Here is a 22,911-nt window from a genome sequence, read left to right on the forward strand (position 1 = left end):
GCTGACAGGATCGAACCATGAAGAACTCCGTCAAGGCCGTCATCGTCACCGGCGGCCTGGTCATGCTGCTGCTGATCGGCGTGCTCGTGTGGGCGGTGGCGCAGCGCGCCGAGTCCGAGAACGACCCGAAGCCGCAGGTGCTGCGCGAGGAGTCGCACGTGCTCGACGACGGCGGACCCGACGCGGTGACCGTGGTGGAGTTCCTCGACTTCGAGTGCGAGGCGTGTGCGGCGTTTCATCCGGTGATGGAGGATCTGCGGCAGGAATACGACGGGCAGATCACCTACGCGGTGCGGTACTTCCCGCTGCCCAGTCATGTGAACTCGATGCCGGCGGCGCTCGCTGCCGAGGCAGCCGCACAGCAGGGCGATTTCGAGGCGATGTACCAGCGGCTGCTCGAGACGCATGCCGAGTGGGGCGGAGCCGCCGAGCCGACCCCCCAGGCGTTCCGCACCCTGGCCGAGGAGATCGGCCTCGACATGGCGGCCTACGACGAGGCCGTCGCCGACCCTGCCACGACCGAACGCGTGCGGCGCGACAGGTCGGAGGGCACCTTCCTCGGTGTGGAGGGGACGCCGACGTTCTTCGTCGACGGGCGCATGGTCACGCTCACCGGGCCGGATGATCTCGAGAGGGCGATCGTCGAGGCGCAGTCGCGCTGACGCGCCGGGGGATGATCGGGGGCAATGTGTCGCCCTGTGTCGGATCTCATCGACACCTCGCCGAAGCCGGACGTATTCTCGGTGGACCCGATGACGAGGAGACCCACCGTGAGCACGCAGCCGATCCGCCTTTCGCCCTCCGAGGTGCGTGAGCGTGCGGCGTGCATGTGCGACCACGGCGACGTCTGCTCCTCCTACGCACCCGGTCACGCCCTGCACCTGATCCAGGCGCGGATGGCGTCGGCGACGCCGCTGGGCTGGGCGGATGCCATCGTCGAGGTTGCGGATGCGGCATCCGGCGTTCTGCGCCTGCGCACCCTCGGCGGCGACGTGCTCTCGGTCTGGAGCGCCGGCGGCGCGGCACTCGAGGCGCCCGCCGGCACACCGGTCGCCCTGCACGCCGCCTACGACGTGCTGGCCGTCGGCCGCGTGCTCTACAATGTCGCTCGCTGACCCGGAGCGCTTTCGAATCGCTCAAATGGCCGCGCACGGCGGCCGGATGCGACCAGTTGAGCGATTTGAACGTGGCTGACCTGCCTCGTCAGGACGCCATCTTCGTCATGGCGTCGCGCATCGCCATGCAAGCATCCATGCACGCCTTGCAGGCCTGAGCGCACATCCGGCAGACGTCGCTGTGCTCGGCGTGCGCCTGGCATTCGTCCATGCACATCCGGCACATCGCGATGCACGCGTCGAGCATCGACATCATCACCTGCGCGGTCATGCCCTGCATGCGCAGCATCGAGCGCATCATGGTGCCGCACATGTCGGCGCAGTTCATGCACGCGACGCTGCAGTCCATCATCTGCGTCGTGCAGACCGTGCAGGCCTGCTCGCACGCTGCGCAGGCGTCGATGCAGGCCTGCATGACCGACATGTCCATCATCTCCATGCCGGAGGTCTTCATCTCGGACGCCATCGCGTCCATCATCATGGAATCCATGGTTCGCACCGCCTTCGTCTTCGGCTTCACGCCGGGGTCTCGGACGGGGCAGGTCGTCCCGCCTGCGGCCAGGCTACGCCTGCTCGGGCCGCAGGTCGATGGCGGGAGTAGTGTCGGCCTGTGCCCACGTTCACCCCTGTGCCCGGATTCGACACCGTGCAGCGACTCGTCGTCTCAGTGGCCGTGCTGGCCTCGTTCGTCACCTTCCTCGACGGCACCGTGGTCACCGTGGCACTGCCGGCGATCAGCCGCGAGCTGGGCGGCGGCATCGCCACGCAGCAGTGGGTGGTCGACGCGTACCTGATCACGCTGAGCGCGCTGATCCTGCTGGCGGGGTCGCTGTCGGACGCCTACGGGCGCGTGCGCGTGATGCGGATCGGACTCATCGCCTTCGGCGTCGCCTCGATCGCCGTGGCGGCGGCTCCTGACCCGCTGGTGCTGATCATCGCCCGCGCGGTGCAGGGAGCCGCGGGTGCGCTGCTCGTGCCGAGTTCTCTCGCGCTGATCACGGCGACGATGCGCGGCGAGCTGCAGTCGCGCGCGATCGGCGTGTGGACGGCGTTCACCACCGCCGCTCAACTGGTCGGGCCGCTCATGGGAGGCCTGTTCGTCGATCTGCTCTCGTGGCGGTTCGTCTTTCTCATCAACGTGCTGCCGATCGCGGTGACTCTCGTGCTGCTCGGCCGACTCGACCTGCCCGAGCACGAGCGCGATGTGCGGGTCGACTGGGTGAGCGGCATCCTGTGCGCGCTCGGTCTGGGGGCTGTCGTCTTCGCGCTGATCGAGCAGCAGCGGCTCGGCTGGTCTGATCCGGGAATCTGGATGCCAGGAGCCGCCGGGCTCGTACTGCTCGCCGTCTTCTTGTGGCGCCAGGCCCGGTCGGCGCACGCCCTGCTGCCGCTGTCGATGTTCACCGTGCGCAACTTCGGGTGGGGAAACGTCTCGACGCTGTTCGTGTACGCCGCGCTGTCGCTGAACGGTTTCGTGATCGGCGTCTACTTGCAGCAGGGTCCGGGGCTCAGCGCGACGGCGGCAGGGCTGGCGAGCCTGCCGGTCACGGTGCTGATGATCCTGCTGTCGTCGCGCGCCGGAGCGTGGGCGGGGCGCCTCGGTCCGAGGCTGTTCATGACCGTCGGTCCGCTTCTGATGGCGGTGGGCGCGCTGCTGCTGCTCACGGTCGGGCGGGACTTCGACTACTGGTGGCAGGTGCTGCCCTCGATGATCGTGCTCGGGCTGGGCCTCGCCCTGACCGTCGCCCCGTTGACCTCGGCGATCCTGGGTGCGATCGACGAGCGCCGCAGCGGCATCGCGTCGGCCGTGAACAACGCGGTCTCCCGCGTCGCCGGGCTGCTGGTGGTCGCACTGCTGTCGACCATCGTCGGCGGATCGCTCGATCTCGGGGGCTTTCACAGCGCCGCGATCGTCACCGCCGCCCTGTTCGCCGCAGGCGGAGTGGTGTCGTGGATCGGCATCCGCCGCAGTCCTGCCGAGCCGGTCGAGCCGGCCTCCGCCGCCGATCCGACTCTCTGAGGAAAGGAGAACGCGCGAGCGCAGGTCGAATTCGACCGAGATGTCCTGCTCTGGCGTGTTCTCCTGCCTCGGACAGGTGGGCCCTTCACGACCCGCGCGCAACCCCTCGCGCCGAATGCCCGCGACATGATGTGCTGAACCCATGAGACGCAGACGGCGAGCATCGCGGCACCGAGGTCCTGCGTCGCCCGCGTTCCTGGCATCCGGGATCTGCTATGCCGCCAACTGCGCCCTCGGCACCGCCGTCGCGACCAGGCTGATCGACACCCGGCGCTTCCGCTGGGTGCATCACGCGCTGTACATCGCGACCGTCTCGACGACGCTGCTCGCCCTGGTCGCCGGCCTCCGCCGCGACCGCCGGGCCTCCCTCGCCATCGCCCCCGCGCTGGCTCCGCTCGCCGTCATCCCCTACGCGGGCACACACACTCGCCGGCATCCCGCCATCGCCCTCACCGCCGCACCGTTCATCGCCGCCGGCGTGATCACCTCCCGCCGATAGGAGCACCATGGAATTCCTCGACGTCATCCGCCGCCGCAAGACCACGAACGGGCCGTTCCTGCCCGATGCCGTGAGCGACGAGCACCAGCGGCTGCTGATCGAGGCGGCCAGCCGCGCACCGTCGCAGCTGAACAGCCAGCCGTGGCGCTTCGTCGTCATCGAGCAGCGCGAGACGATCGAGCGGATCGCGAAGATCTCGGGCGAGAGCATGACCGAGGTGATGTCGAACGGCACCTTCTTCGAGCGGTACAAGCCGTACTTCCGCTTCAGCGAGGCCGAGATGGAGCAGAAGCGCAGCGGGATGCTGTTCGACAAACTGCCCGCGGTGCTGCGGCCGTTCACCAGCCAGGTGTTCACCTCGCGCGGCCAGAAGCTGATGAACTCGCTCGGCGTGCCGAAGACGCTGGGCGCCGAGAACGCAAAACTGGTGGCCGGCTCCCCGCTGCTGCTGGGCGTGATGCTCGATCGCAGCGAGTACCGCCCCGGCGAGCTTTCGTCGTTCTATTCGGTGTTCAGCATGGGTGCGGCGATGGAGAACATCTGGCTGACGACGGTGGAGCTGGGCATGGGCATCCAGTTCATCTCGTTCCCGATGGAGGCGCCGGGACGCTGGGACGAGATCATCGAGCTGCTGCACGTGCCCGACGATCTCGAGCTGATGGCCGTGTACCGCCTGGGCTACCTGCCCCCCGAGCAGCGTCGGCCGGCCATCGACTGGTCGAGCTCGCAGCGCAAGCTGCCGTCGCAGTTCGTCTTCCGCGAGACGTGCGAGACGCCGCAGCAGGGGTGGGACGGGTAGCGATGGCGGCACCCGAACCGGATGTGCCCGCGGATGCCCTGATCGGGCCGATCGCCGCGCCCGACGTGCACGTCATGACGTTCAACATCCGTCGCGCGGCGGACGGCATGCTGCAGCGGCCCGCCGACCGGTGGTCGCGGCGTGCTCCGGCTGTCGGGCAGCTGCTCGCCGCGGAGCGGCCGACGCTCCTCGGCCTGCAGGAGGTGCTGCCGCGCGCCATGCCCGTCGTGCGCGACGCGCTCGGCGCCGGCCATCGCGCGATCGGCGCGGGACGGGGTGCCGGAGGTCGCGGTGAGGGCACGCCGATCGTGTACGACAGCGCTCGCCTCGAGCTGCGTGATTGGGGCCAGCGCGCGCTGTCCGATCAGCCCGAGCGGGCGGGATCGATCGGCTGGGGGAACCTCATCCCCCGGATCCTGGTGTGGGCCGAGTTCGTCGAGCGCAGCACCGGCACGCGATTCCTCGCCGCCAACACCCATCTCGACCATCTCTCCGCGTCGTCGCGGCGACGTTCGGCCCTCAGCATCCGCCGGCTCGTGGCCGAGCGTGCGCTGCCTGCGGTCGTGACCGGCGACTTCAACGCCGGCGCCGATTCGACGCCCGTGCACGCGCTGCAGTCGGGCCGCGCGCTGCTCGACAGCGCAGACGTCGCCGAGCGGCAGGTCGGAGCGCGCCGGGGCACGTACTCGCGCTACGGGCGTCCGCGCCCCGGCGGACGCCGGCTCGACTGGATCATGACGACACCGGATGTGCGTGTGCACGCGGTCGGCGTGAATGACCATGCACCGAACGGCCGCAGGCCGTCGGATCACCTGCCGGTGCAGGCGGTCCTGCGCTTCGGAGAGGGCGCCTCATGAAAGAGGACTTCCTGCGGCCGCCGCGCACGGCGGCGGAATGGGCGGCCGATGCACTGCGGGTCATCGGCATCCTGGGTGTCATCGCGGCCGCCGCCTGGCTCAAGCCGACGGATGCCGGGATAGCGGCCCTGGCGCTGCCCGCTCTCATGCTGCCGCGGATGCTCGGCATGCGGGCCTGGTTCGACGTCGCCGCCGGCGGGACCATCCTCGCCGCCGCGTGGAGCAACGTGCTCGATCTGTATGCCGCCGTCTCGTGGTGGGATCTGGTGGTGCACTTCGCCTGCACGGCGGTGCTGGCGATCATCGCCGCAGAGGTGCTGACGCGCACCGATGTCGTCGGCATCACCGCATCGGCGAGTCCCCGAGCGCGGACCCCGCTGGTGCTCGTGCCGCTGATCGCGCTCGCGCTCAGCGCGGTCTGGGAGATGATCGAGTGGTTCGGGGTCGAGTACATCAGCGATCAGATCCATGTCGACTACCAGGACACGATCGGCGACATGGTGCTCGGCGGGATCGGCGGCGCCGTGGCCGGCGTGCTGCTGGTGCTGATCGATGTGCGTCGTGCTCCCGCTCCGCCGCTCCCGGCGCCCGAGGCGATGCTGTCGGGTCCGCGCAGATGATACCCCGCGAAGTTTGCGCCGTCACGGCCCTGCCTCGATCGCCGAGGTCGGCTGATACTCGTGACATGACTCACCACAACGGAAAACCCGACGACCTGCACGACGACGCTGCGGCGGACTCCGCCCAGGTGCAGAACGGCTCGCACGGCGACCCCCAGCCCGCTGACGCGGCGCTGCCCGACGGCCAGTTCGACAGCCAGAACATGCCGACCACCGACGGCGAGCCGGCCTCCGGCGACGACCCTGCGGCGAGCGCCGGCGCGGAATCGCCCGAGGAGGGCGATGCCGCCATGCGCGCGGCTGAAGAGGCGACGAAGAACGACTGAACCCTCAGGCGATAGGGTCGCTCGCATGGGCGAAGCGGGTGACCTCGAAAGAATCGCCGCCGAGCTGTACGCAGGGTCGCCGGATGAGTTCATCGCTTCGCGCAACGCGCACGCGAAGGACGTCGGCGATCCCGCACTCGCGGCGGCGGTCCGCGCTCTGCGCAAGCCGAGCGTCGCCGCATGGGTGGTCAACCTCTTCGCCCGCGAGCGCAGCGCGCGGCTCGGCCAGGCGCTGCAGCTCGCTTCCGAGCTGCGCGAAGCCCAGGACGACCTCGACGCCGCGACTCTCTCGCAGCTCGGGCGTCAGCGACGGGCGCTGACCGGCCAGCTGGCAGCCGAGGCGGCGTCACTCGCCACCGCGCGGGGCGGGCGAGTGACGGATGCCACGCTCGAGGCGGTGCGGCAGACGATCTCGGCGGCGTTCTTCGATCCGCGGGCGGCCGCGGCCGTGGCATCCGGTCGTCTGGTGCGCGACATCGAGCCGACCGGGTCGTTCGACCCCGGGGCGGTCGTCGCCGCCGGACCGCCCGACGCCCCGGTCGCCCCCAAGCCCGCGGCCGACGAGGTGGCGGCCCGGCGAGCCCGACGGGATGCCGAACGCGTCCTGCGGGAGGCGGAGCAGGCTCATGCCGGCGCAGAGCGCGCGGCGCGGCGTGCAGAGGACGACCTGCACGCAGCCGAGGAGCGGGTCGACGAGCTCACCGAGCGGATCTCCGAGCTCGAGAAGGAGCTCGAACGCACGCGTCAGGAGGCGACTCAGGCGAGGACGGATGCCTGTGCCGCCGCCGAGCGAAGACGGCAGACCGGTGCGGAGACGACGGCGGCGGCTGACGGTGTCGAAAAGGCGCGGCAGGCGCTCGCCGAGCTGTGAGGCGGATCGGTCGGTGTGCAGATGATACCCGCGACGATGCCTGACGTCACGGCCCTGCCGGATATCCCGACGCTGCGGTGCGCTGTCATCTGGACATACCTGTGAGGAGCGACTGATGGCACGCAACGTGAGGGTGCTGCACTGCACACCGGAGGACGTGTTCGAGGTTCTGAGCGACGGATGGCTGTACCCCGCGTGGGTGGTCGGCGCGTCACGCATGCGCGCGGTGGCTTCGACCTGGCCCGCCCAGGGGTCTGAGCTGCACCACTCGTTCGGCGTGTGGCCGATGCTCATCAACGATCGAACCATCGTCGAGCAGTACGACCCGCCGCGCACGATGGTGGTGCGGGCGCGCGGATGGCCGATGGGCGAGGCCCGGGTGACGCTGGAGCTGCGACCTCACAGCGAGGACTGCATCGTTCGCATCCAGGAGGAGCCCGTCGCCGGACCCGGCCGGTTCGTGCCGCGTCCGATCATGGACGCGCTGGTGCGCTGGCGGAACGCCGAGACCCTGCACCGGCTGGCCTACCTCTCCGAGGGCAGGGCGGCCGTGCGAGCCCGGCGCGGCTCTCCGTCACCGTCACCGGGACCGGCTCCGGCGCCATCTCCGTCACCGGGACCGGCTCCGTCGCCGGCTCCGGATGCAGAGGCGCGGGAATCGTGACCGACCGGCGTCGCACCGGCGGGGACGACCTCGACGTCGTCGTGGTCGGGGCCGGACCGAACGGTCTCGCCGCTGCTGTGACGCTCGCCCGGGCGGGGCTCCGCGTGCGCGTCTACGAGCGCGGGAGCCGGCCCGGTGGCGGGGCCGCCACTCGCGAGCTCACGCTGCCCGGCTTCCAGCATGACGTCTGCTCGGCCGTGCATCCGCTGGCGTTCGAGTCGCGCTTCTTCCGCGACTTCGGGCTGCGCGATCGTGTGGAGTTCGTGACCCCTGATGTGTCATTCGGCCACCCGATGGACGGCGGTCGGGCCGGCATCGCCTATCGAGACCTCGACCGCACCGCCGACGCACTCGGCGTCGACGGCGGAGCGTACGCGAGACTTCTCCGACCGCTTGTCGAACGGGCCACCCGGGTGGCGGACTTCACCGGTTCCTCCCTGTTGCGCATTCCGCGCGACCTGCTCACGGCCATCCTCTTCGGTCTGCGCTCTCTCGAGCAGGGCACCCCTGCCTGGAATGCGCGCTTCCGCGACGATGTCGCGCCCGCCATGCTCACCGGCGTCGCGGCACACACGATCCTCGCCCAGCCCAGCATCGCCGGTGCCGGCGCCGGCCTGGCCCTCACCACCTACGCGCACGCGCAGGGCTGGCCGATACCGGTCGGCGGCAGTCAGGCGATCGCGGATGCCATGGTCGACGACCTCCGCCGCCACGGCGGTGAGCTGGTGCTCGATCATGAGGTCGAGTCGCTGCGCGATCTGCCGGCTGCGTGGGCCACGCTTCTGGACGTCACGCCGAGAGCGCTCGTGCGCCTCGCAGCCGACGTCATCCCGTCGGGCTACCGGCGGGCGCTGCAGCGCTTCCGCTACGGCGACGGCGTCGCGAAGGTCGACTTCGCGCTGAGCGAGCCGGTGCCGTGGACGAATTCCGAGCTGCATCGTGCCGGCACGCTGCACGTCGGCGGCACACGGGCCGAGGTGGCCGATGCCGAGAATCAGGTGCACCGCGGACGGCTCCCCGAGAATCCCTACGTGCTGGTCTCGCAGCCGACGCTGTTCGATCCGAGTCGTGCCCCCGCGGGGCAGCACACCCTGTGGACGTATACGCATGTGCCGGCGGGAAGCACGGCGGATCGCAAGGAGGCGGTGATCAGCCAGATCGAACGTTTCGCCCCCGGCTTTCGCGACACGATCCTTGCAACGAGCTCGCGCAGCGCTCAGCAGGTCGAGCAGCACAATCCGAACTACCCGGGCGGAGACATCGCGGCGGGCGCTCCCAACCTCTGGCAGCTGTTCCGCAGGCCCGTGCTCAGCCCCGACCCGTGGCGCACTCCGATCCCCGGCGTCTACCTCGCCTCCGCCTCCGCCTCGCCAGGGCCTGGCGTCACGGGCATGCCGGGCTGGCTGGCGGCGGTGAGTGCGCTGCGGCACGAGTTCGGCATCCGCGAGCTCCCCGACCTGGCGACTTGACTTACACCGTAAGTCAGTCGTGTGCAAGGGGCCTGGCGCCCCGCTCCCCCGGGGCTAGACATGGGGCACCGATCCTCCGATCGGTCCGCGAAAAGGAGCACTCATGTCGGACAATTTCGAGACGACCAGCCCGAGCGGTTCGGGAACGCCCGCGTACGGCGCGGGCACGCAGCCGTACGATTCGGGCTCGCAGGGCAAGGTCGATGCCGCGAAGCACGAGGCATCCGATCTCAAGGACAGCGCGACCGGGCACGCGAAGGATGTGCTGGGTGCCGCCAAGGACGAAGCCTCAGGCGTCGTCGGCGAAGCCAGGATGCAGGCGAAGGACCTGTACGCGCAGACGCAGCGCGAGTTGCGCGACCAGGCGAACACGCAGCAGCAGCGGCTGGCGACGGGCCTTCGCTCGGTCGGTGACGAGCTGGGATCCATGGCCTCCAACTCAGACGGCAGTGGGATCGCCGTCGACCTGGTTCAGCAGGCATCCGGGCGGGTGTCGGCAGCGGCGAACTGGCTCGGCGACCGGGATCCGGGCGCTGTGCTGACCGAGGTCAAGCGTTACGCGCGCCGCAAGCCCGGAACCTTCATCCTCGCCGCGGCGATCGGCGGGGTCATCATCGGACGGCTGACGCGTGCACTGGCATCCGACGCGGCCGACCAGAAGCACGCCACCGGCCAGGGGCACCCGACCGGCCAGGGGCGCGCGACGGGCGAGGGACACGCGGTCACGCAGGCGCCGGCGGTGCCGCCGGCCCCGCCGGCCCCGCCGGTGCCCCCGGTCCCCCAGGTGCATCCGGATCACTCGGTGCCCACCCCCGTGAGCGACAGCTCGACCTCGGCTGCGGAGACGCCGCTGTACAGCCAGACCCGCTCGACCAGGGCGGATGCCAGCGGGGAGGACGGCTATGACCGACCCCACACCGTCTGAGCAGAGAGCCGCCTCGGCCTCTCTCGGCGAGCTTCTCGGGGAGGTGTCGCGCGACATCTCGACCCTGATGCGCCAGGAGGTCGCGCTCGCGAAGGCAGAGCTGAAGGAGTCGGCGGCGAAGTCCGCCAAGGGAGCAGGCCTGATGGGCGCCGCCGGATACGGCGCGCTGATGGCCGTGTTCTTCCTGTCGATGGCGCTCTGGTGGGCGCTGGGCACCCTCATCGGCGGCGGATGGTCGGGCGTCATCGTCGCGGTCATCTGGGCGCTGATCGCCCTGGTCCTCTTCCTGGTCGGACGTGGCCAGCTGCAGGAGGTCGAAGGAGCACCGCAGACCGTGGAGACCCTCAAGGAGATCCCGGACACGCTGAAGAGAAATGAGGAGAACCGATGAGCAATTCAGCCGATGAGATCCGCTCGGACATCGAGCGGACACGTCAGGACCTCGGTATGGACGTCGACGCGCTGGCAGACAAGGTCACGCCGTCGAAGATCGTCGACCGTCAGATGGGCAAGGTGCGGGGCGCGTTCGGGTCGGTGCGCGACCGGGTGATGGGCGCCGCCGACGATGCCAGCTCGTCGGTGACCGGCGCCGGGGCGCACGCGGGCGACGTCGCCGGCGACGTGAAAGACCGCGTCGTGGCGAAGGCGGAGGGCAACCCGCTGGCCGTGGGGCTGATCGCGTTCGGCGCGGGCCTCGTGCTCGCGTCGCTTTTTCCCTCATCGACGAAGGAGAAGGAGCTCGCCTCGACCGTGAAGGAGCAGGCGCAGCCCCTGATCGATGAGGCCTCCGACGTCGCCAAGGAGGTCGGCGAGCACCTGAAGGAGCCGCTGGCCGCGTCGGTCGACTCGGTCAAGGCGTCCTCACAGGACTCCGTCGCCGCCGTCAAGGACGAGGCGCAGTATGCCGCGAACGAGGTGAAGCACGACGCTCAGGATGCCCGCGACAACGTCACGAACAGCTGACGCGTTCTCGCACGAGCGGGTGGGTTCCGAACGCGGAGCCCACCCGCTCTTCGCTGTCAGCGATGCAGCGCGAGGCTGTTCTCCAGCCGGTCGAGCAGCGACTCCAGCGCGGCCTCGAACTCCTCCCGGCTGTGGTCCTCGCTCAGCCTCTCGCGCAGGCGGAAGACCTGGGGGGCGCGTGCCTCGACATCCGGTCCGCCCTGCTCGGCGGTAGTGCCGGGCGCGGGCTCATCGGCCGTCTCGTGCGCGGCGGCTTCGAGCAGCAGCTGGCCGAGCAGGAAGCTCGAGAACGAGCGATACGTCGCGACTGCCTGGGCGTCGCTGAAGCCACGGTCGAGAAGTGCGGCGAGGAAAGCGTCGACCACCTCGACGCTGCGCAGGGGTGGACGCAGCCAGGGGGCCGCGGGGTTCTGCGATGCGACGAGCGGAAAGGCGCGAGGATGCTCGATCGCGATCCTGCGCATCTCGTGGGCCATCGCCTGCAGGAACCCCTGCCAGTGCTCGGCGACCTCGTCATCGAGGGAGTCCATCAGGTGGCCGGTGAGCACGTCGACGACTCCCTCGAGCAGGTCTTCCCGGCCACGCACGTACCGGTAGAGCGACATGGCCTCGACGCCGAGTCGCTCGGCGAGCGAGCGCATCGAGAGGGCGCTCACGCCGGCCTCGTCGATCTGCGCGAGCGCTGCGGTGACGATCGACTCGCGGGTGAGGCCTCGCCCGCGCGAGCCGTTTCGCGATGGGTCTTCCGGATGCTCGACCACGCCCCGATCCTACCTTCGGCGAGTCGGCGCCCGCTGGTCAGAGCGCGCGGATCGGCCGCTCGTGCACGGTGGTGCTCAGGTGCACGCCGTTGAGCTCGAGATAGATCTGACGCTCGGTCACCGAGACGGTCATGGTGTTGCGACGGGCGAGCGCCGACGCGGCATCATCGAGGAACCCCGCGTCGAAGCTGTGCAGCACGATGGCGTCGGCCTTGTGGATCGTCTTGCCCGCCCAGTTGGCGATCACCTTCGCCGGGTCGCGGTAGGTGTACACGACCGCGCGATCGGCGAGCTTGCTGCCGTAGTGAAGGCGGGTGGCGTCTGGTGCACCGACCTCGATCCACCCCGTGACGCGGCCGGTGCTGTCTCGCACGAGCACCGCCGGCTCGTCGGTCGCGGCGACGCCCTCGGTGAACGCGATGCCGTCTGCATACTCGAGGCAGTACGCCAGCAGCCGGGTGAGCATGTACGCGTCGGTCTCGGACGGATGCCGCGCGAGTCGCAGGCTCAGCTCGTCGTAGACGCCGCGGTCGACGTCGGCGAGCTGCACATCGAACGTGTGGATCGTTGCGCCTGCCGCCATGGGTTCGAGCTTACGCGTCGAAAACCACGGCGGCAGGCGCCCTCCTCATCAGGACCGGAGGAGCCGGCGGCGAGCGAGCACGATGGTCGAAGCTCCCACCCCGACCAGCGCGAAGGCGATCGCAAGCAGCGACATCGGTGCCTCCGAACCTGTCGCCGCGAGCACGTCAGTCCGCTTCTGGTTCGCCGACGGGGTGCTCGCATCGACGACTGGCGATGCAGTCGACACAGATCCGCTGCCCGTGTCGACATTCGTCGATGCTCCCGGAGTGCTGTCTGAGTCGACCGGTGCAGCATCTGTCGAGACAGCGAGCGCAGTGGATTCACTCGACGCCGTCTGGTTGGATGCGCGGACGCTGACCGAATACGCGGTGCCCGGCTGCAGTCCCGCGAAGGTGTGCAGGCCCGGCCGCGCAAGCTGCGTCGTCTGTACGGTGACGCCACCCGTGGTGAGGCTGAGGGTGTATGTGATCTCATCGACTGCGGCGGCGGGGGCTGCAGCCAGGCGCACGCGACCAGGAGCGGTCGCGCTGCCGTCCGTGACCCGCACGGTGATCGAGTCGCGCGTCACGGTCTCGATCGATACCGACGGCGACGCAGGTGGAGTCTGGAAAGAGTGTTCGTTCGACGTATCGCCGCCTGGGCCGACTGCTGTGAGAATGAAGAGGTAACGAGTGTTGGGCGTGAGGCCGTCCACCCAGTAGCTCTCCTGCGGCACATCGACCGTTCGACGCTCGAACGTGCTCCCATCGCGCGCAGCGATATCGAGAACGTACTGGCTTATCGGCCCGATGCCCTCTTGACCAGCTGGGATGAAGTCAGCCACAGGCTCGTTCAGCCGCAGCTCGACAGCAGTCGCATGGATGGCTTTGGCGAAGATGAACGGGTGCCCAGGTGCGTGATGCGGAGTAGTGATCGTTGCAGCGACTGTTGCCGTCGTGCCGGCGGCCTGCGCCCTCACCTCGATCTCGTACGCCGTGTTCGGCGTGAGATTCTGGATGCCAGCCCTGCCGGGCCGGTCACTCGACGCCTGATAGACCTGCTCGTTCGTCGACAGCTCGGTGGCGTACACCTCGAAGGATTCAACGGGCAAGCCGCCGTCATCAGCGCCGAAGTCGAGTTGGATGGACGTCGGCTTCACTTCGACGTTGGTGATCGTCGGCGTCGCGGGTCCTTGCACATCGGCCGCGGCACTGGATCCAGCGCCGAGCAGCATCATCCCCACGGTAAGAATGCCGCTGACGATCACGGTGGGCACTCGCCTCATTTGTCCCTCTTTCTCTCGCCGTGCCGCGCGACGAGCGGGCACGAAGTTCAGATTCACCATCCCACCGGCCGAGTGCGGAGAACGCCCACGAGCGCTTTCCCGCACGGCCCCGCACACCTGCGATGGCCGCATGCGACTCAGTCGCACCTTGCCGTCGGCGCAGCCCTCGGGGCAGCGTCACGAGCTCCTCGTGGAGACCGTCACGCCTGCCGCCATGGTTCGAGCTCACGCGTCGAACACCACGGCGGCAGGCGCCCTCCGGTCGCAGTCGGACCGACCGGGGGTGAGCGATCGGATGGTCGTTGTCCCCACATCGACCATCGCGACGATGAGCCCGAACTCCGTCGCGGCGCCTCGGGTGGCGAGCCGCATTCCTCCCGCTTCGGTCTCGGCTGAGCAGGTGCGAGACCTGATACCACCTTCTCATCGACCCCTTGCGAAGGAGAGCCTCAGCCGGATTCCCGCACGGCTCCGGACGGACGGGGCCTGTGATGAATCGACGAGCAACGCCGTGAGGGCCTCCGTTCGACGGTTCATGCCGAATCGTTCATACGTCGAATGGCGCTCGGCCCGCATCTGCTTTCAGGATCCCTTTCCGCGACAGCTGGAGGTAGATCGGCTCTCGAGTAGCAATCTGACATGTGCTATGTTACAGGCGTGCCACGGCCCGACCGTGACCGCTCGCCCGTCGAAGATGCGGGCACCCGACCGAGAATCAAGGACGACTCTATGGCCCGCAAGAAGCTGTCCCCCCTGGCTCCCCTCATCGTCGCCTCAGCCTTCGCGCTCGTGCTCAGCGGCTGCTCGTCCGCCGGTGGCGGTGGCGGCGGCGGCGGCGACGAACCGCAGACCGGCGGCACCCTTAAGGTGCTGTCCAACGGCGACACCGATCGCATCGATCCGCAGCTGATCGCGTACGTGCCCTCGAACAGCATCACGCGCGTCATCTCCCGCTCGCTGCTCAGCTACGAGGCATCCAACGACGCCGAGACGCGCTCGAAGCTCGTCGGCGACCTCGCCACCGAGGTGCCCAAGCCGACCGATGACGGGCTGACCTACACCATCACCCTGCGCGACGGCGCCACCTGGGATGCGCCCGACGGCGCCCGCCCGATCGTCTCGGAAGACGTCGAGCGCGGCATCAAGCGCATCTGCAACCCGCACATCGGTGCCGCCCTTGGCAGCTACTTCATCACGCTCATCGACGGCATGGCGCAGTTCTGCGACGGCTTCGCCGATGTCGCTCCCGAGGCCGGCGCGATGAAGGAGTACATCGAGGCCAACGACATCACCGGAATCGAGACGCCCGACGACAAGACCGTCGTGTTCCGCCTCACCGAGCCGGCATCCGACTTCACATCCATGCTCAGCCTGACGACCGCCAACCCGGCCCCCGTCGAGGTGCTCGACTACCTTCCCGACTCCCCGGAGTACCGCAACAACTTCATCTCGTCGGGCCCGTACACGATCGACGAGCACAAGCCCGACGTGAAGCTCACCCTCACGCGCAACCCGTCGTGGAACGCGAAGAGCGACCCGCTGCGCAAGGCGTACGTCGACAGCATCGAGATGACGATGGGTGTGGAGGTGGATGCCGCCATGCAGCAGCTCCAGGCAGGTTCCGCCGACATGCTGTTCGACATCCAGCCGGGACCTGCGAACATCCAGCAGCTCACCGCCGCGAACGACGAGAAGTTCTCGACGCTCGAGAACGGCGGGGTCGACCAGTTCATGTGGATCAACACGATGTCCGACAACAACGGCGGCGCGCTGCAGAAGCTCGAGGTTCGCCAGGCCCTGCAGTACGCGATCGACAAGAGCGCCGTCGTGCAGGTCATGGGCGGTGCCGATATCGCCACGGTCACGAACGGCATCTTCGGACCCGGGATCAACGGGTACGAGGAGTACTCCCCGTACGGCGACGGGAGCGGGAAGGCTGACCCCGAGAAGGCGAAGGAGCTGCTCGCGAAGGCCGGCGTGCAGAACCTCACCCTGAAGTTCCCCTACCGCAACCTCGGCTCGCAGCCCGACATCGCCCAGACCGTGCAGGCGAGCCTCGAGAAGGCCGGCATCACCGTCGAGCTCTTCCCCGTACCGCCCACCGACTACTACGCCAACTTCATGACCAACCGCGAGAACGCGTCCGGCGGCGAGTGGGACATCGCGCTGGTCGGCTGGTCGCCGGACTGGGTCGGCGGTGCCGCGCGCAGCGTGTACCAGCCGCAGTTCACCTTCGACGGGACGCCGCAGGCGTACAACTACGTCGACTACAACAACGACGAGGCGAACGCCCTGGCCGACCAGGCTCTGGCGGCCAGCACGCCCGAAGAGGCCGCCAAGCTGTGGCACCAGGTCGACCAGACGGTCATGAAGGACTCGCCCATCGTCAGCATCGCGGCGAAGAAGAAGGCCAACTACCACTCGGCGCGTGTGCAGAACTTCTCGATCTACGCTCTCGCGCAGAACGGCGACTGGGCCAACGTCTGGCTGACGAAGTAGCCGCTGCTCGACCTGCTGCTGCGGCGCGACCCGCTCGCGCCGCAGCAGCCCCCACTCGGAAGAGAAGAGAACGAATGCCCATTCTCGAGGTGTCCCATCTGAAGGTCGACATCCCCACCGAGGGCGGCGACGTGCACGCTGTGAAGGACGTCTCGTTCGACGTCGCCGAGGGCGAGTTCTTCGGCATCGTCGGCGAATCCGGCTCGGGCAAATCGGTGCTCGTGCAGTCGGTGATGGGTCTCATCCCGCAGGCACGCACCTCCGGTGCGGTGCGCTTCCAGGGCGAGGACCTGCTGACACTCGATCCCGAGCGGCTGCGCCGCAAGCGCGGGCGCGAGATCAGCATGATCTTCCAGGACCCGCTGTCCAGCCTGCATCCGCAGTACACCGTGGGATGGCAGATCGTCGAGCAGATCCGCGCACACGAGAGCGTCTCCCGCCAAGCGGCCAAGGCGCGGGCGATCCAGCTGCTCGACAAGGTGCACATCAGCGATGCGGCGTCGCGGTTCGACGCCTACCCGCACCAGTTCTCCGGCGGCATGCGTCAGCGCGTGATGATCGCCATGAGCCTCTCGCTCGACCCGGCGCTGATCATCGCGGATGAGCCGACCACCGCACTCGACTCGACCGTGCAGGCGCAGATCCTGCAGCTCCTCGGTGAGATGAAGCAGGACTTCGGGGCGACGGTGCTGATGATCAGCCACGACCTCAGCGTGATGGCGAGTGTCGCCGACCGCGTCATGGTCATGTACCGCGGCGAGCAGGTCGAGGTCGGCACGAGTGACGAGGTGTTGCGCCGCCCACGAGAGCCGTACACGCGCGACCTGATCGCGTCGTCCGCCTTCACGCAGAGCGAGCGTCGGGCTCCACTCGGTCAGCTCGCCGAGGCCGCCCCTGGCGATGCCGCCCCCGCCGCGGGCGGTCCGGTCACGGCTGCACCGATCGCCGAAGTGTCGGATGTCAGCGTCTCGTTCTCGGCGCGGCGCGGCGTCGAGCGCAAGGTTCTTGACGGCATCAGCCTCGAGGTGCGCCGAGGCGAGACGCTGGGCCTGGTGGGCGAGAGCGGATGCGGCAAGACCACGCTCGCTCGCACGATCGCCGGCCTCGTACCGCCGTCAGAGGGCACCGTGCGCTTCGACGGCACCGACCTGCGCACCCTCAACGGTGCGCAGTGGCGGCGGATGCGCCAGCGCGTACAGGTGGTCTTCCAGGACCCCTTCTCATCGCTCAACCCCAAACGCCGCGTCGGATCGATCATCGGCGACCCGCTGCGCATCCACGGCGTGGGCACCCCACGCGAACGCGAACGCCGCGTCCTCGAGCTGCTCGAGCAGGTCGGCCTCGACCCCGACCACTACAACCGCTTCCCGGCCCAGTTCTCAGGCGGGCAGCGTCAGCGGATCGGGATCGCGCGCGCCATCGCGCTCAACCCCGATCTGATCATCCTCGACGAGCCGGTCTCGGCGCTCGATGTCACGGTGCAGGCCCAGGTGTTGCAGCTGCTTGACGACCTGCAGCGCGAGCTCGGGCTGACCTATCTGTTCATCTCGCACGACCTCGCCGTCGTACGCCACATGTGCGACCGCATCGCCGTGATGGAGCACGGGCGCATCATCGAGCTCGGCGAGGCAGAGACCATCTACGACGCGCCGCAGCAGCCGTTCACGAAGAAGCTGCTGGCCGCGGCGTTCCTCGGCGCGCTCAGCGATGCCGGTGACCCCACCCCGTCGGAGGCGCACGCATGAGCCCGTTCTCGAAAGAGACCCTGACCCTGCTCATCCCGGCGAAGGGCGCCGCCGACGCGGCATCCGGGGTGAAGAGCTCGTGGCAGCTCACCCTCCGCCGGCTGCGCCGCGACCCGGCCAGCGTGGGCTCGGCGGTCGTCATCGTGCTCATCGTCATCTTCGCCCTTGCCGCGCCCCTGATCGCGCAGTGGACCGGACACGGTCCCACCGAGCAGTTCCGCGAAACCGGGCTGTCGCCCGTCGGCATGCCCGTGCCACCGAACGGCGAGTTCCTGCTCGGCACCGACCAGCTCGGCCGCGACCTGCTGGTGCGGCTCGCCTACGGCGCCCAGGTGTCGCTGCTGGTCGGCGTGGTCGCGTCACTGGCGGCCTCGGCGATCGGCATCCTGATCGGGATGACCGCCGGCTTCTTCGGCGGGGTGGTCGACACGGTGCTCAGCCGCGTCATCGATCTGGTGATGAGCGTGCCGTTCCTGCTCGTCGCGATCGCCACGGTGTCGGTGCTCGGGCCCAGCCTGCAGCTGTCGATCTCGGTGATCGTGTTCTTCAGCTGGGCGGGCCTGGCCCGCGTCATCCGCGGGCAGGTGCTCGCCCTGCGTGAGCGGGAGTTCATCGAGACGGCCCGCTCGCTCGGTCAGTCCCCCATCGCCACGATGTTCCGCGATGTGCTGCCGAACCTGGTCGTGCCGATCGTGGTGTACACGACGCTGATGATCCCCGCCGCCATCGTGTTCGAGGCCACGCTGTCGTTCCTGGGCCTCGGCACCGTGCCGCCCACCCCCAGCTGGGGCAACATGCTCGCCGACGCCTCCAACGGATCGATGTACATCGTCGCTCCATGGATGGTGCTCGTGCCCGGCCTCGCCCTGCTGGCGCTGACCCTCACGTTCAACCTCGTCGGCGACGGTCTTCGCGACGCGCTCGATCCGTCCTCTGCGAAGGGAGCTCGGGCATGATCCGCTTTCTGCTGTCGCGCATCGGGTTCGGCCTGCTGGTGCTGTTCCTGCTCAGCGTGTTCATCTTCGTGCTGTTCTACGTGACGCCCTCCGACCCGGCGCGAATCATCGCCGGCGACAAGGCGACCGAGGCGCTCATGGCGCAGATCCGGGCGAACCTCGGCCTCGACAAGCCGATCTGGGAGCAGTACCTCATCTTCATCGGCAACCTGCTGCAGGGCGATCTCGGCTTCTCGTACCGCTCGAGCCTGCCCGTCGCCGATCTCGTACTGGCACGGATCCCCGCGACCATGTCGCTGGTCTTCGGCGCGGTGGTCCTGTGGCTCGCGATCGGCATCCCGATCGGCATCGCCTCGGCCAAGCGCCCGGGCAGCGTCCGCGACCGTCTGGGTCAGGGGTTCGCGCTGGTCGGCATCAGCTTCCCCACCTTCGTGCTGGGCATGCTGGCCCTGTACCTGCTGTACTACCTGCCCACCCGCTTCGGGGTGAACCTGTTCCCGCCGTCGGGGTACGTGCCCTTCGCGACCGACCCGCTGCAGTGGGCGTGGCATCTGGCGCTGCCGTGGCTGACCCTCGCGATGGTCACCGCGGCGGTGTACGCGCGACTCACCCGCGGGCAGATGCTCGACGTGCTCGGCGAGGACTATGTGCGCACGGCACGCGCGAAGGGACTCACCGAGCGGCGCGTGATCTACGTGCACGCCTTCCGCAGCGCCATGCCGCCGCTGGTCACCCAGCTCGGCATCGACATCGGGCTGCTGCTGGGCGGTGTGATCGTGATCGAGCAGGTCTTCGGCCTGCAGGGCGTCGGTGCCCTCGCGGTGACCAGCGTCGCCATGCAGGATCGGCCGGTCGTGATCGCCATCGTGCTGCTCGGCGGGCTGTTCGTCGTGCTCTCGAATCTCATCGTCGACCTCTTCTACGCGCTGCTCGACTCCCGGGTCCGCACCCGGGCGCAGTGACACGGGAGAGGGCGCGGTGGGCGCGGGCGCCGCGCCACCGGACCCGGCGGCTCCGGGCAGACGGGATCGGTGCCTGCGAACAGCCGGCATCCCCCATCGGAAGGCAAGGTGACCTGCGTGACCTCTGACAGCGCGTACTTCGTCGGTAAGGACATCGTGGCCCGCGACGTGTGGACCACCGTGCCCCTGGACTGGAACGACCCCGACGGCGAGACGATCGAGATCTTCGCCCGTGAGTTCGTCGCCGCCGAGCGCCGCCACGACGACCTGCCGCTGCTGCTGCACCTGCAGGGCGGTCCCGGCGGCAAGGGTGTGCGACCGGTCGGTCGGGGCGACTGGGTCGCCGCCGCTCTGTCGCGCTTCCGGCTCATCGTGCCCGACCAGCGCGGCACCGGCCGGTCGACGCCACTGTCGGGGTCGCGGTTCGCCGAGATGCCGGCCGAGGAGGCCGCGCGACGGCTGTCGCTGCACCGGGCGGACTCGATCGTGCGCGACTTCGAGGCGCTGCGCGCCGCACACTACGGCGGGCGCCGTTGGTGGACGATCGGCCAGAGCTACGGCGGCTTCCTCACACTGCACTGCCTCTCCGCCTTCCCCGAGGCGATCGTCGCCTCCGCGGTCGCGGGCGGGCTCCCCTCGCTCGATCCCGACCCGGCGGAGGTCTACCGGCGCACGTTCCCGCGCGTGGTGGAGAAGAACCGGCAGTTCCGTGAGCGCGCCCCGCACCTCGCCGAGCGCATCGCGCGGGTCGCGGACACCCTACAGGCGCAGGACGTCCGCCTCGCCGACGGCGACCGCCTCACCGTGCGCCGCCTGCAGACGCTGGGCTTCGACTTCGGCATGGGCCCGGGCTTCGATCGGGTGCACTGGCTCCTCGACGAGGCGTTCGCCGATCGGGCCGAGACACGCTTGAGCGACACCTTCCTCGCCTCGGTGGGCGCGGCCACCGCGTTCGCCGGCAACCCGCTGTTCATCGCCCTGCAGGAGAGCATCTACGGCGCAGGGCCGACGGGCTGGGCGGCGCAGCGCGAGCGGGAACGGCACCCGGAGTTCGACGAGGATGCGCGGCCGGTGCTGTTCACCGGCGAGATGGTGTTCCCCTGGATGTTCGACGAGGTCCGTGCGCTGCGCGGCTTCCGAGCCGGAGTCGAGCTGCTCGCCGCACGGGAATGGCCGATCGAGCTGTACGACACCGCGCGGCTCGGCGCGAACCAGGTACCCGTCGAGGCGGTGGTGTACTTCGACGACATGTACGTCGACGCCGGACTCTCCCTCGACACCGCGGCCCGCGTGGGCGGACTGCATGCCTGGGTCACCAACGAGCACGAGCACGACGGCATCGTCATGGACGGCGTCGCCGAGCGGCTGTTCACCGCACTCGAATGGCGCCTCGGCGGGCGCGGCGGCGAACGATCCTGACCCGGCCGGTGCGCCATCCGCACCTGTCCCCCGCCCGAAGACCCTCTGGAGACAGCATGAGCAATCACCACCACCAGCCGGCCGGCTACGGCGCCGAGGTGCACGTCGTCGACTGGGAGAGCGGCATCCCGAACGCCCGTTCCGACTCGCAAGATCCACGGATGCCGTCACTCGCGGCCGCCTCGGGCTTCACCGACTGGATGAGGACCGGCTGGGGTGATGCTGACCGCACGCCCCGGGTGGAGCCCGGCGCCGCGCAGGCGGCCGCCCGTCACCGCGAGCGCCTCTCGACCGCCCTGCCGGGTCGCACCCTCGTCGTCGCCGCGGGGCGCGCACACGCGCGGCTGAACGACTTTTTCTTCGAGTTCCGCGCACACAGCGACTTCCTCTGGCTGGTGGGCTTCGGTGTGGAGGACGGGGTGCTCGTGCTCACCCCCCGTGCCGGAGGACATGACGCGACGCTGTACATCATCCCGCCCGCGCGTCCCGGCGCCGCCGCCTTCCACGCCGACCCCACCCACGGCGAGCTGTGGGTCGGTCCGCTCGCCGGCACCGCTGAGCTGGCCGAGGCCCTGGACGTGCGCGTACGCGAGCTGGACGAGCTCGCTGTGCCCGACGACGCGCTCATCGCGGGCAGTGCGGTCGTGGGCGCCGTGCCCGGCCGGCAGCTGGGCGGCCGGGCACGCTCAGCCGAGCTCGCCCAGACGCTCTCCGCGCTGCGAATGCAGAAGGACGCGTGGGAGCTCGCCGAGCTGCGCGCGGCCGTGCAGCACACCGTCGAGGGATTCGCCCAGGTGCGCCGAGAGATCCCCCACGCCGTGCAGCACGGCGGCGAGCGCTGGCTGCAGGGGACCTTCGACCGGCACGCCCGCACGGTCGGCCAGGCACCCGGGTACGCGAGCATCGTCGGCTCAGGAGCCAATGCGCCCATCCTGCACTGGGTGCGAGCCGACAGCCCGGTCGATCCCGAAGCGCTGCTGCTGCTGGACATGGGAGTGGAGAACCGCAGTGGATACACCGCCGATGTGACGCGAACGCTCCCGGCGAGCGGACGCTTCACCACGGCGCAGCGCGAGGTGCACGATCTGGTCGAGCGCTCGCACCGCGCCGGGCTCGCCGCGGTGGCACCCGGTCGCGACTGGCGCGATTTCCACGTGGCCTGCATGGAGGTGCTCGCACAGGGGCTCTCCGACTGGGGCCTGCTGCCGGTCTCGGTCGACGAAGCGCTCGCGGCGGATGGTCAGCACCACCGCCGCTACATCGTGTGCGGCGTCGGGCACCACCTCGGACTCGACGTGCACGACTGCGGGGCGTCATCGTACGCGCAGTACTTCGAGGCAAGCATGCAGCCGGGCATGGCGCTCACTGTCGAGCCCGGACTCTACTTCCACACCTGGGACGAGACCGTCCCGCCGGAGCTGCGGGGCATCGGCGTGCGCATCGAAGACGACGTCGTGGTGACCGACAGCGGGATCGAGGTGCTCAGCGACGCCCTGCCGATCGATTCCGCCGGGTTGGAGCGCTGGATGGCTTCCGTACTGTAATATGTTACATATGACCAACGGCTTCAGCGCCGCGAAAGCTGGAAAGGA

24 protein-coding genes are annotated in these 22,911 nt (G+C 69.4%); 20 read left to right on the forward strand and 4 right to left on the reverse strand.

What is annotated here, in order from left to right; genetic code table 11:
- Window positions 1-17 precede the first annotated feature (17 nt).
- Complete coding sequence (locus tag V2S05_RS07810; protein WP_413634625.1) at window positions 18-662, forward strand: DsbA family protein; 645 nt, start codon at window positions 18-20, stop codon at window positions 660-662.
- 108 nt (window positions 663-770) lie between these two features.
- The gene (locus V2S05_RS07815) at window positions 771-1,115 is read left to right on the forward strand and encodes a hypothetical protein (protein WP_413634626.1); all 345 of its coding nucleotides are present in this window, start codon (window positions 771-773) and stop codon (window positions 1,113-1,115) included.
- An 88-nt stretch (window positions 1,116-1,203) separates the two neighbouring features.
- Here the strand turns inward: V2S05_RS07815 and V2S05_RS07820 are convergent, their stop codons facing one another.
- Entirely contained in the window at window positions 1,204-1,605 is a 402-nt protein-coding gene (locus V2S05_RS07820; RefSeq protein WP_413634627.1) for a hypothetical protein, read from the reverse strand.
- Between the two features lie 120 nt (window positions 1,606-1,725).
- Here V2S05_RS07820 and V2S05_RS07825 point away from each other — a divergent pair, with 120 nt between their 5' ends.
- The 12 genes from V2S05_RS07825 (at window position 1,726) to V2S05_RS07880 (ending at window position 11,128) form a co-directional block, all read left to right on the forward strand.
- A complete protein-coding gene (locus tag V2S05_RS07825) occupies window positions 1,726-3,135 on the forward strand; it encodes an MFS transporter (protein ID WP_413634628.1) in 1,410 nt (469 codons plus the stop codon).
- 142 nt (window positions 3,136-3,277) lie between these two features.
- Window positions 3,278-3,634, forward strand: a complete 357-nt coding sequence (locus V2S05_RS07830; protein ID WP_413634629.1) for a hypothetical protein — start codon at window positions 3,278-3,280, stop codon at window positions 3,632-3,634.
- Between the two features lie 7 nt (window positions 3,635-3,641).
- Window positions 3,642-4,433: a nitroreductase family protein gene (locus V2S05_RS07835; RefSeq protein WP_413634630.1), complete on the forward strand. Its 792-nt coding sequence runs from the start codon at window positions 3,642-3,644 to the stop codon at window positions 4,431-4,433.
- 2 nt (window positions 4,434-4,435) lie between these two features.
- The gene (locus tag V2S05_RS07840) at window positions 4,436-5,290 is read left to right on the forward strand and encodes an endonuclease/exonuclease/phosphatase family protein (protein WP_413634631.1); all 855 of its coding nucleotides are present in this window, start codon (window positions 4,436-4,438) and stop codon (window positions 5,288-5,290) included.
- On the forward strand, window positions 5,287-5,910 hold the full coding sequence (locus V2S05_RS07845; RefSeq protein WP_413634632.1) for a DUF2238 domain-containing protein: 624 nt from the start codon (window positions 5,287-5,289) through the stop codon (window positions 5,908-5,910). Before V2S05_RS07840 ends, V2S05_RS07845 begins: the two co-directional genes overlap by 4 nt.
- A gap of 65 nt (window positions 5,911-5,975) precedes the next feature.
- Window positions 5,976-6,236 carry a hypothetical protein gene (locus V2S05_RS07850; RefSeq protein WP_413634633.1) on the forward strand — a complete coding sequence of 87 codons (261 nt, stop codon included), beginning with the start codon at window positions 5,976-5,978 and terminating at the stop codon, window positions 6,234-6,236.
- A 25-nt stretch (window positions 6,237-6,261) separates the two neighbouring features.
- A complete protein-coding gene (locus V2S05_RS07855; RefSeq protein WP_413634634.1) occupies window positions 6,262-7,107 on the forward strand; it encodes a transposase in 846 nt (281 codons plus the stop codon).
- 115 nt (window positions 7,108-7,222) lie between these two features.
- Window positions 7,223-7,771 carry an SRPBCC family protein gene (locus V2S05_RS07860; RefSeq protein ID WP_413634635.1) on the forward strand — a complete coding sequence of 183 codons (549 nt, stop codon included), beginning with the start codon at window positions 7,223-7,225 and terminating at the stop codon, window positions 7,769-7,771.
- Entirely contained in the window at window positions 7,768-9,240 is a 1,473-nt protein-coding gene (locus V2S05_RS07865) for a phytoene desaturase family protein (protein WP_413634636.1), read from the forward strand. Before V2S05_RS07860 ends, V2S05_RS07865 begins: the two co-directional genes overlap by 4 nt.
- Before the next feature lie 103 nt (window positions 9,241-9,343).
- A complete protein-coding gene (locus tag V2S05_RS07870; protein ID WP_413634637.1) occupies window positions 9,344-10,165 on the forward strand; it encodes a hypothetical protein in 822 nt (273 codons plus the stop codon).
- Entirely contained in the window at window positions 10,143-10,556 is a 414-nt protein-coding gene (locus tag V2S05_RS07875; RefSeq protein ID WP_413634638.1) for a phage holin family protein, read from the forward strand. Before V2S05_RS07870 ends, V2S05_RS07875 begins: the two co-directional genes overlap by 23 nt.
- Window positions 10,553-11,128, forward strand: coding sequence for a DUF3618 domain-containing protein (locus tag V2S05_RS07880; protein ID WP_413634639.1), 576 nt, complete (start codon window positions 10,553-10,555; stop codon window positions 11,126-11,128). The genes V2S05_RS07875 and V2S05_RS07880 overlap by 4 nt, the downstream gene beginning before the upstream one ends.
- 56 nt (window positions 11,129-11,184) lie before the next feature.
- On the opposite strand, the gene V2S05_RS07885 is transcribed toward V2S05_RS07880, so the two are convergent.
- From V2S05_RS07885 to V2S05_RS07895, 3 genes are read right to left on the reverse strand one after another with little or no spacing between them, the layout of a single operon-like run.
- Window positions 11,185-11,889, reverse strand: a complete 705-nt coding sequence (locus tag V2S05_RS07885; RefSeq protein ID WP_413634640.1) for a TetR/AcrR family transcriptional regulator C-terminal domain-containing protein — start codon at window positions 11,887-11,889, stop codon at window positions 11,185-11,187.
- Between the two features lie 37 nt (window positions 11,890-11,926).
- Window positions 11,927-12,472, reverse strand: a complete 546-nt coding sequence (locus V2S05_RS07890) for a YaeQ family protein (RefSeq protein ID WP_413634641.1) — start codon at window positions 12,470-12,472, stop codon at window positions 11,927-11,929.
- A gap of 48 nt (window positions 12,473-12,520) precedes the next feature.
- Complete coding sequence (locus tag V2S05_RS07895) at window positions 12,521-13,729, reverse strand: fibronectin type III domain-containing protein (protein WP_413634642.1); 1,209 nt, start codon at window positions 13,727-13,729, stop codon at window positions 12,521-12,523.
- Between the two features lie 738 nt (window positions 13,730-14,467).
- On the opposite strand from V2S05_RS07895, the gene V2S05_RS07900 reads away from it, so the two are divergent.
- From V2S05_RS07900 to V2S05_RS07925, 6 genes are all read left to right on the forward strand, one after another.
- On the forward strand, window positions 14,468-16,237 hold the full coding sequence (locus V2S05_RS07900; protein WP_413634643.1) for an ABC transporter substrate-binding protein: 1,770 nt from the start codon (window positions 14,468-14,470) through the stop codon (window positions 16,235-16,237).
- A 74-nt stretch (window positions 16,238-16,311) separates the two neighbouring features.
- The gene (locus V2S05_RS07905; RefSeq protein ID WP_413634644.1) at window positions 16,312-17,982 is read left to right on the forward strand and encodes an ABC transporter ATP-binding protein; all 1,671 of its coding nucleotides are present in this window, start codon (window positions 16,312-16,314) and stop codon (window positions 17,980-17,982) included.
- Entirely contained in the window at window positions 17,979-18,938 is a 960-nt protein-coding gene (locus tag V2S05_RS07910; protein WP_313480026.1) for an ABC transporter permease, read from the forward strand. The genes V2S05_RS07905 and V2S05_RS07910 overlap by 4 nt, the downstream gene beginning before the upstream one ends.
- Window positions 18,935-19,900 (forward strand): ABC transporter permease, encoded by a 966-nt coding sequence (locus V2S05_RS07915; RefSeq protein WP_071641670.1) that lies wholly within the window; start codon window positions 18,935-18,937, stop codon window positions 19,898-19,900. Before V2S05_RS07910 ends, V2S05_RS07915 begins: the two co-directional genes overlap by 4 nt.
- 117 nt (window positions 19,901-20,017) lie before the next feature.
- The gene (locus V2S05_RS07920) at window positions 20,018-21,319 is read left to right on the forward strand and encodes an alpha/beta fold hydrolase (protein ID WP_413634645.1); all 1,302 of its coding nucleotides are present in this window, start codon (window positions 20,018-20,020) and stop codon (window positions 21,317-21,319) included.
- A gap of 56 nt (window positions 21,320-21,375) precedes the next feature.
- Window positions 21,376-22,863, forward strand: coding sequence for an aminopeptidase P family protein (locus tag V2S05_RS07925; protein WP_413634646.1), 1,488 nt, complete (start codon window positions 21,376-21,378; stop codon window positions 22,861-22,863).
- The last annotated feature ends 48 nt before the right edge of the window (window positions 22,864-22,911 follow it).

This window comes from Microbacterium sp. OR16 (assembly GCF_047306725.1).
Classification (GTDB): Bacteria; Actinomycetota; Actinomycetes; order Actinomycetales; family Microbacteriaceae; genus Microbacterium.

Coding starts and splice junctions, on each gene's coding strand:
- V2S05_RS07810 (WP_413634625.1), top strand. CDS start 18: ATGAAGAACTCCGTCAAGGCCGTCATCGTCACCGGCGGCCTGGTCATG.
- V2S05_RS07820 (WP_413634627.1), bottom strand. CDS start 1,605: ATGGATTCCATGATGATGGACGCGATGGCGTCCGAGATGAAGACCTCC.
- V2S05_RS07830 (WP_413634629.1), top strand. CDS start 3,278: ATGAGACGCAGACGGCGAGCATCGCGGCACCGAGGTCCTGCGTCGCCC.
- V2S05_RS07835 (WP_413634630.1), top strand. CDS start 3,642: ATGGAATTCCTCGACGTCATCCGCCGCCGCAAGACCACGAACGGGCCG.
- V2S05_RS07840 (WP_413634631.1), top strand. CDS start 4,436: ATGGCGGCACCCGAACCGGATGTGCCCGCGGATGCCCTGATCGGGCCG.
- V2S05_RS07845 (WP_413634632.1), top strand. CDS start 5,287: ATGAAAGAGGACTTCCTGCGGCCGCCGCGCACGGCGGCGGAATGGGCG.
- V2S05_RS07850 (WP_413634633.1), top strand. CDS start 5,976: ATGACTCACCACAACGGAAAACCCGACGACCTGCACGACGACGCTGCG.
- V2S05_RS07855 (WP_413634634.1), top strand. CDS start 6,262: ATGGGCGAAGCGGGTGACCTCGAAAGAATCGCCGCCGAGCTGTACGCA.
- V2S05_RS07860 (WP_413634635.1), top strand. CDS start 7,223: ATGGCACGCAACGTGAGGGTGCTGCACTGCACACCGGAGGACGTGTTC.
- V2S05_RS07870 (WP_413634637.1), top strand. CDS start 9,344: ATGTCGGACAATTTCGAGACGACCAGCCCGAGCGGTTCGGGAACGCCC.
- V2S05_RS07875 (WP_413634638.1), top strand. CDS start 10,143: ATGACCGACCCCACACCGTCTGAGCAGAGAGCCGCCTCGGCCTCTCTC.
- V2S05_RS07880 (WP_413634639.1), top strand. CDS start 10,553: ATGAGCAATTCAGCCGATGAGATCCGCTCGGACATCGAGCGGACACGT.
- V2S05_RS07890 (WP_413634641.1), bottom strand. CDS start 12,472: ATGGCGGCAGGCGCAACGATCCACACGTTCGATGTGCAGCTCGCCGAC.
- V2S05_RS07900 (WP_413634643.1), top strand. CDS start 14,468: ATGGCCCGCAAGAAGCTGTCCCCCCTGGCTCCCCTCATCGTCGCCTCA.
- V2S05_RS07905 (WP_413634644.1), top strand. CDS start 16,312: ATGCCCATTCTCGAGGTGTCCCATCTGAAGGTCGACATCCCCACCGAG.
- V2S05_RS07910 (WP_313480026.1), top strand. CDS start 17,979: ATGAGCCCGTTCTCGAAAGAGACCCTGACCCTGCTCATCCCGGCGAAG.
- V2S05_RS07915 (WP_071641670.1), top strand. CDS start 18,935: ATGATCCGCTTTCTGCTGTCGCGCATCGGGTTCGGCCTGCTGGTGCTG.
- V2S05_RS07925 (WP_413634646.1), top strand. CDS start 21,376: ATGAGCAATCACCACCACCAGCCGGCCGGCTACGGCGCCGAGGTGCAC.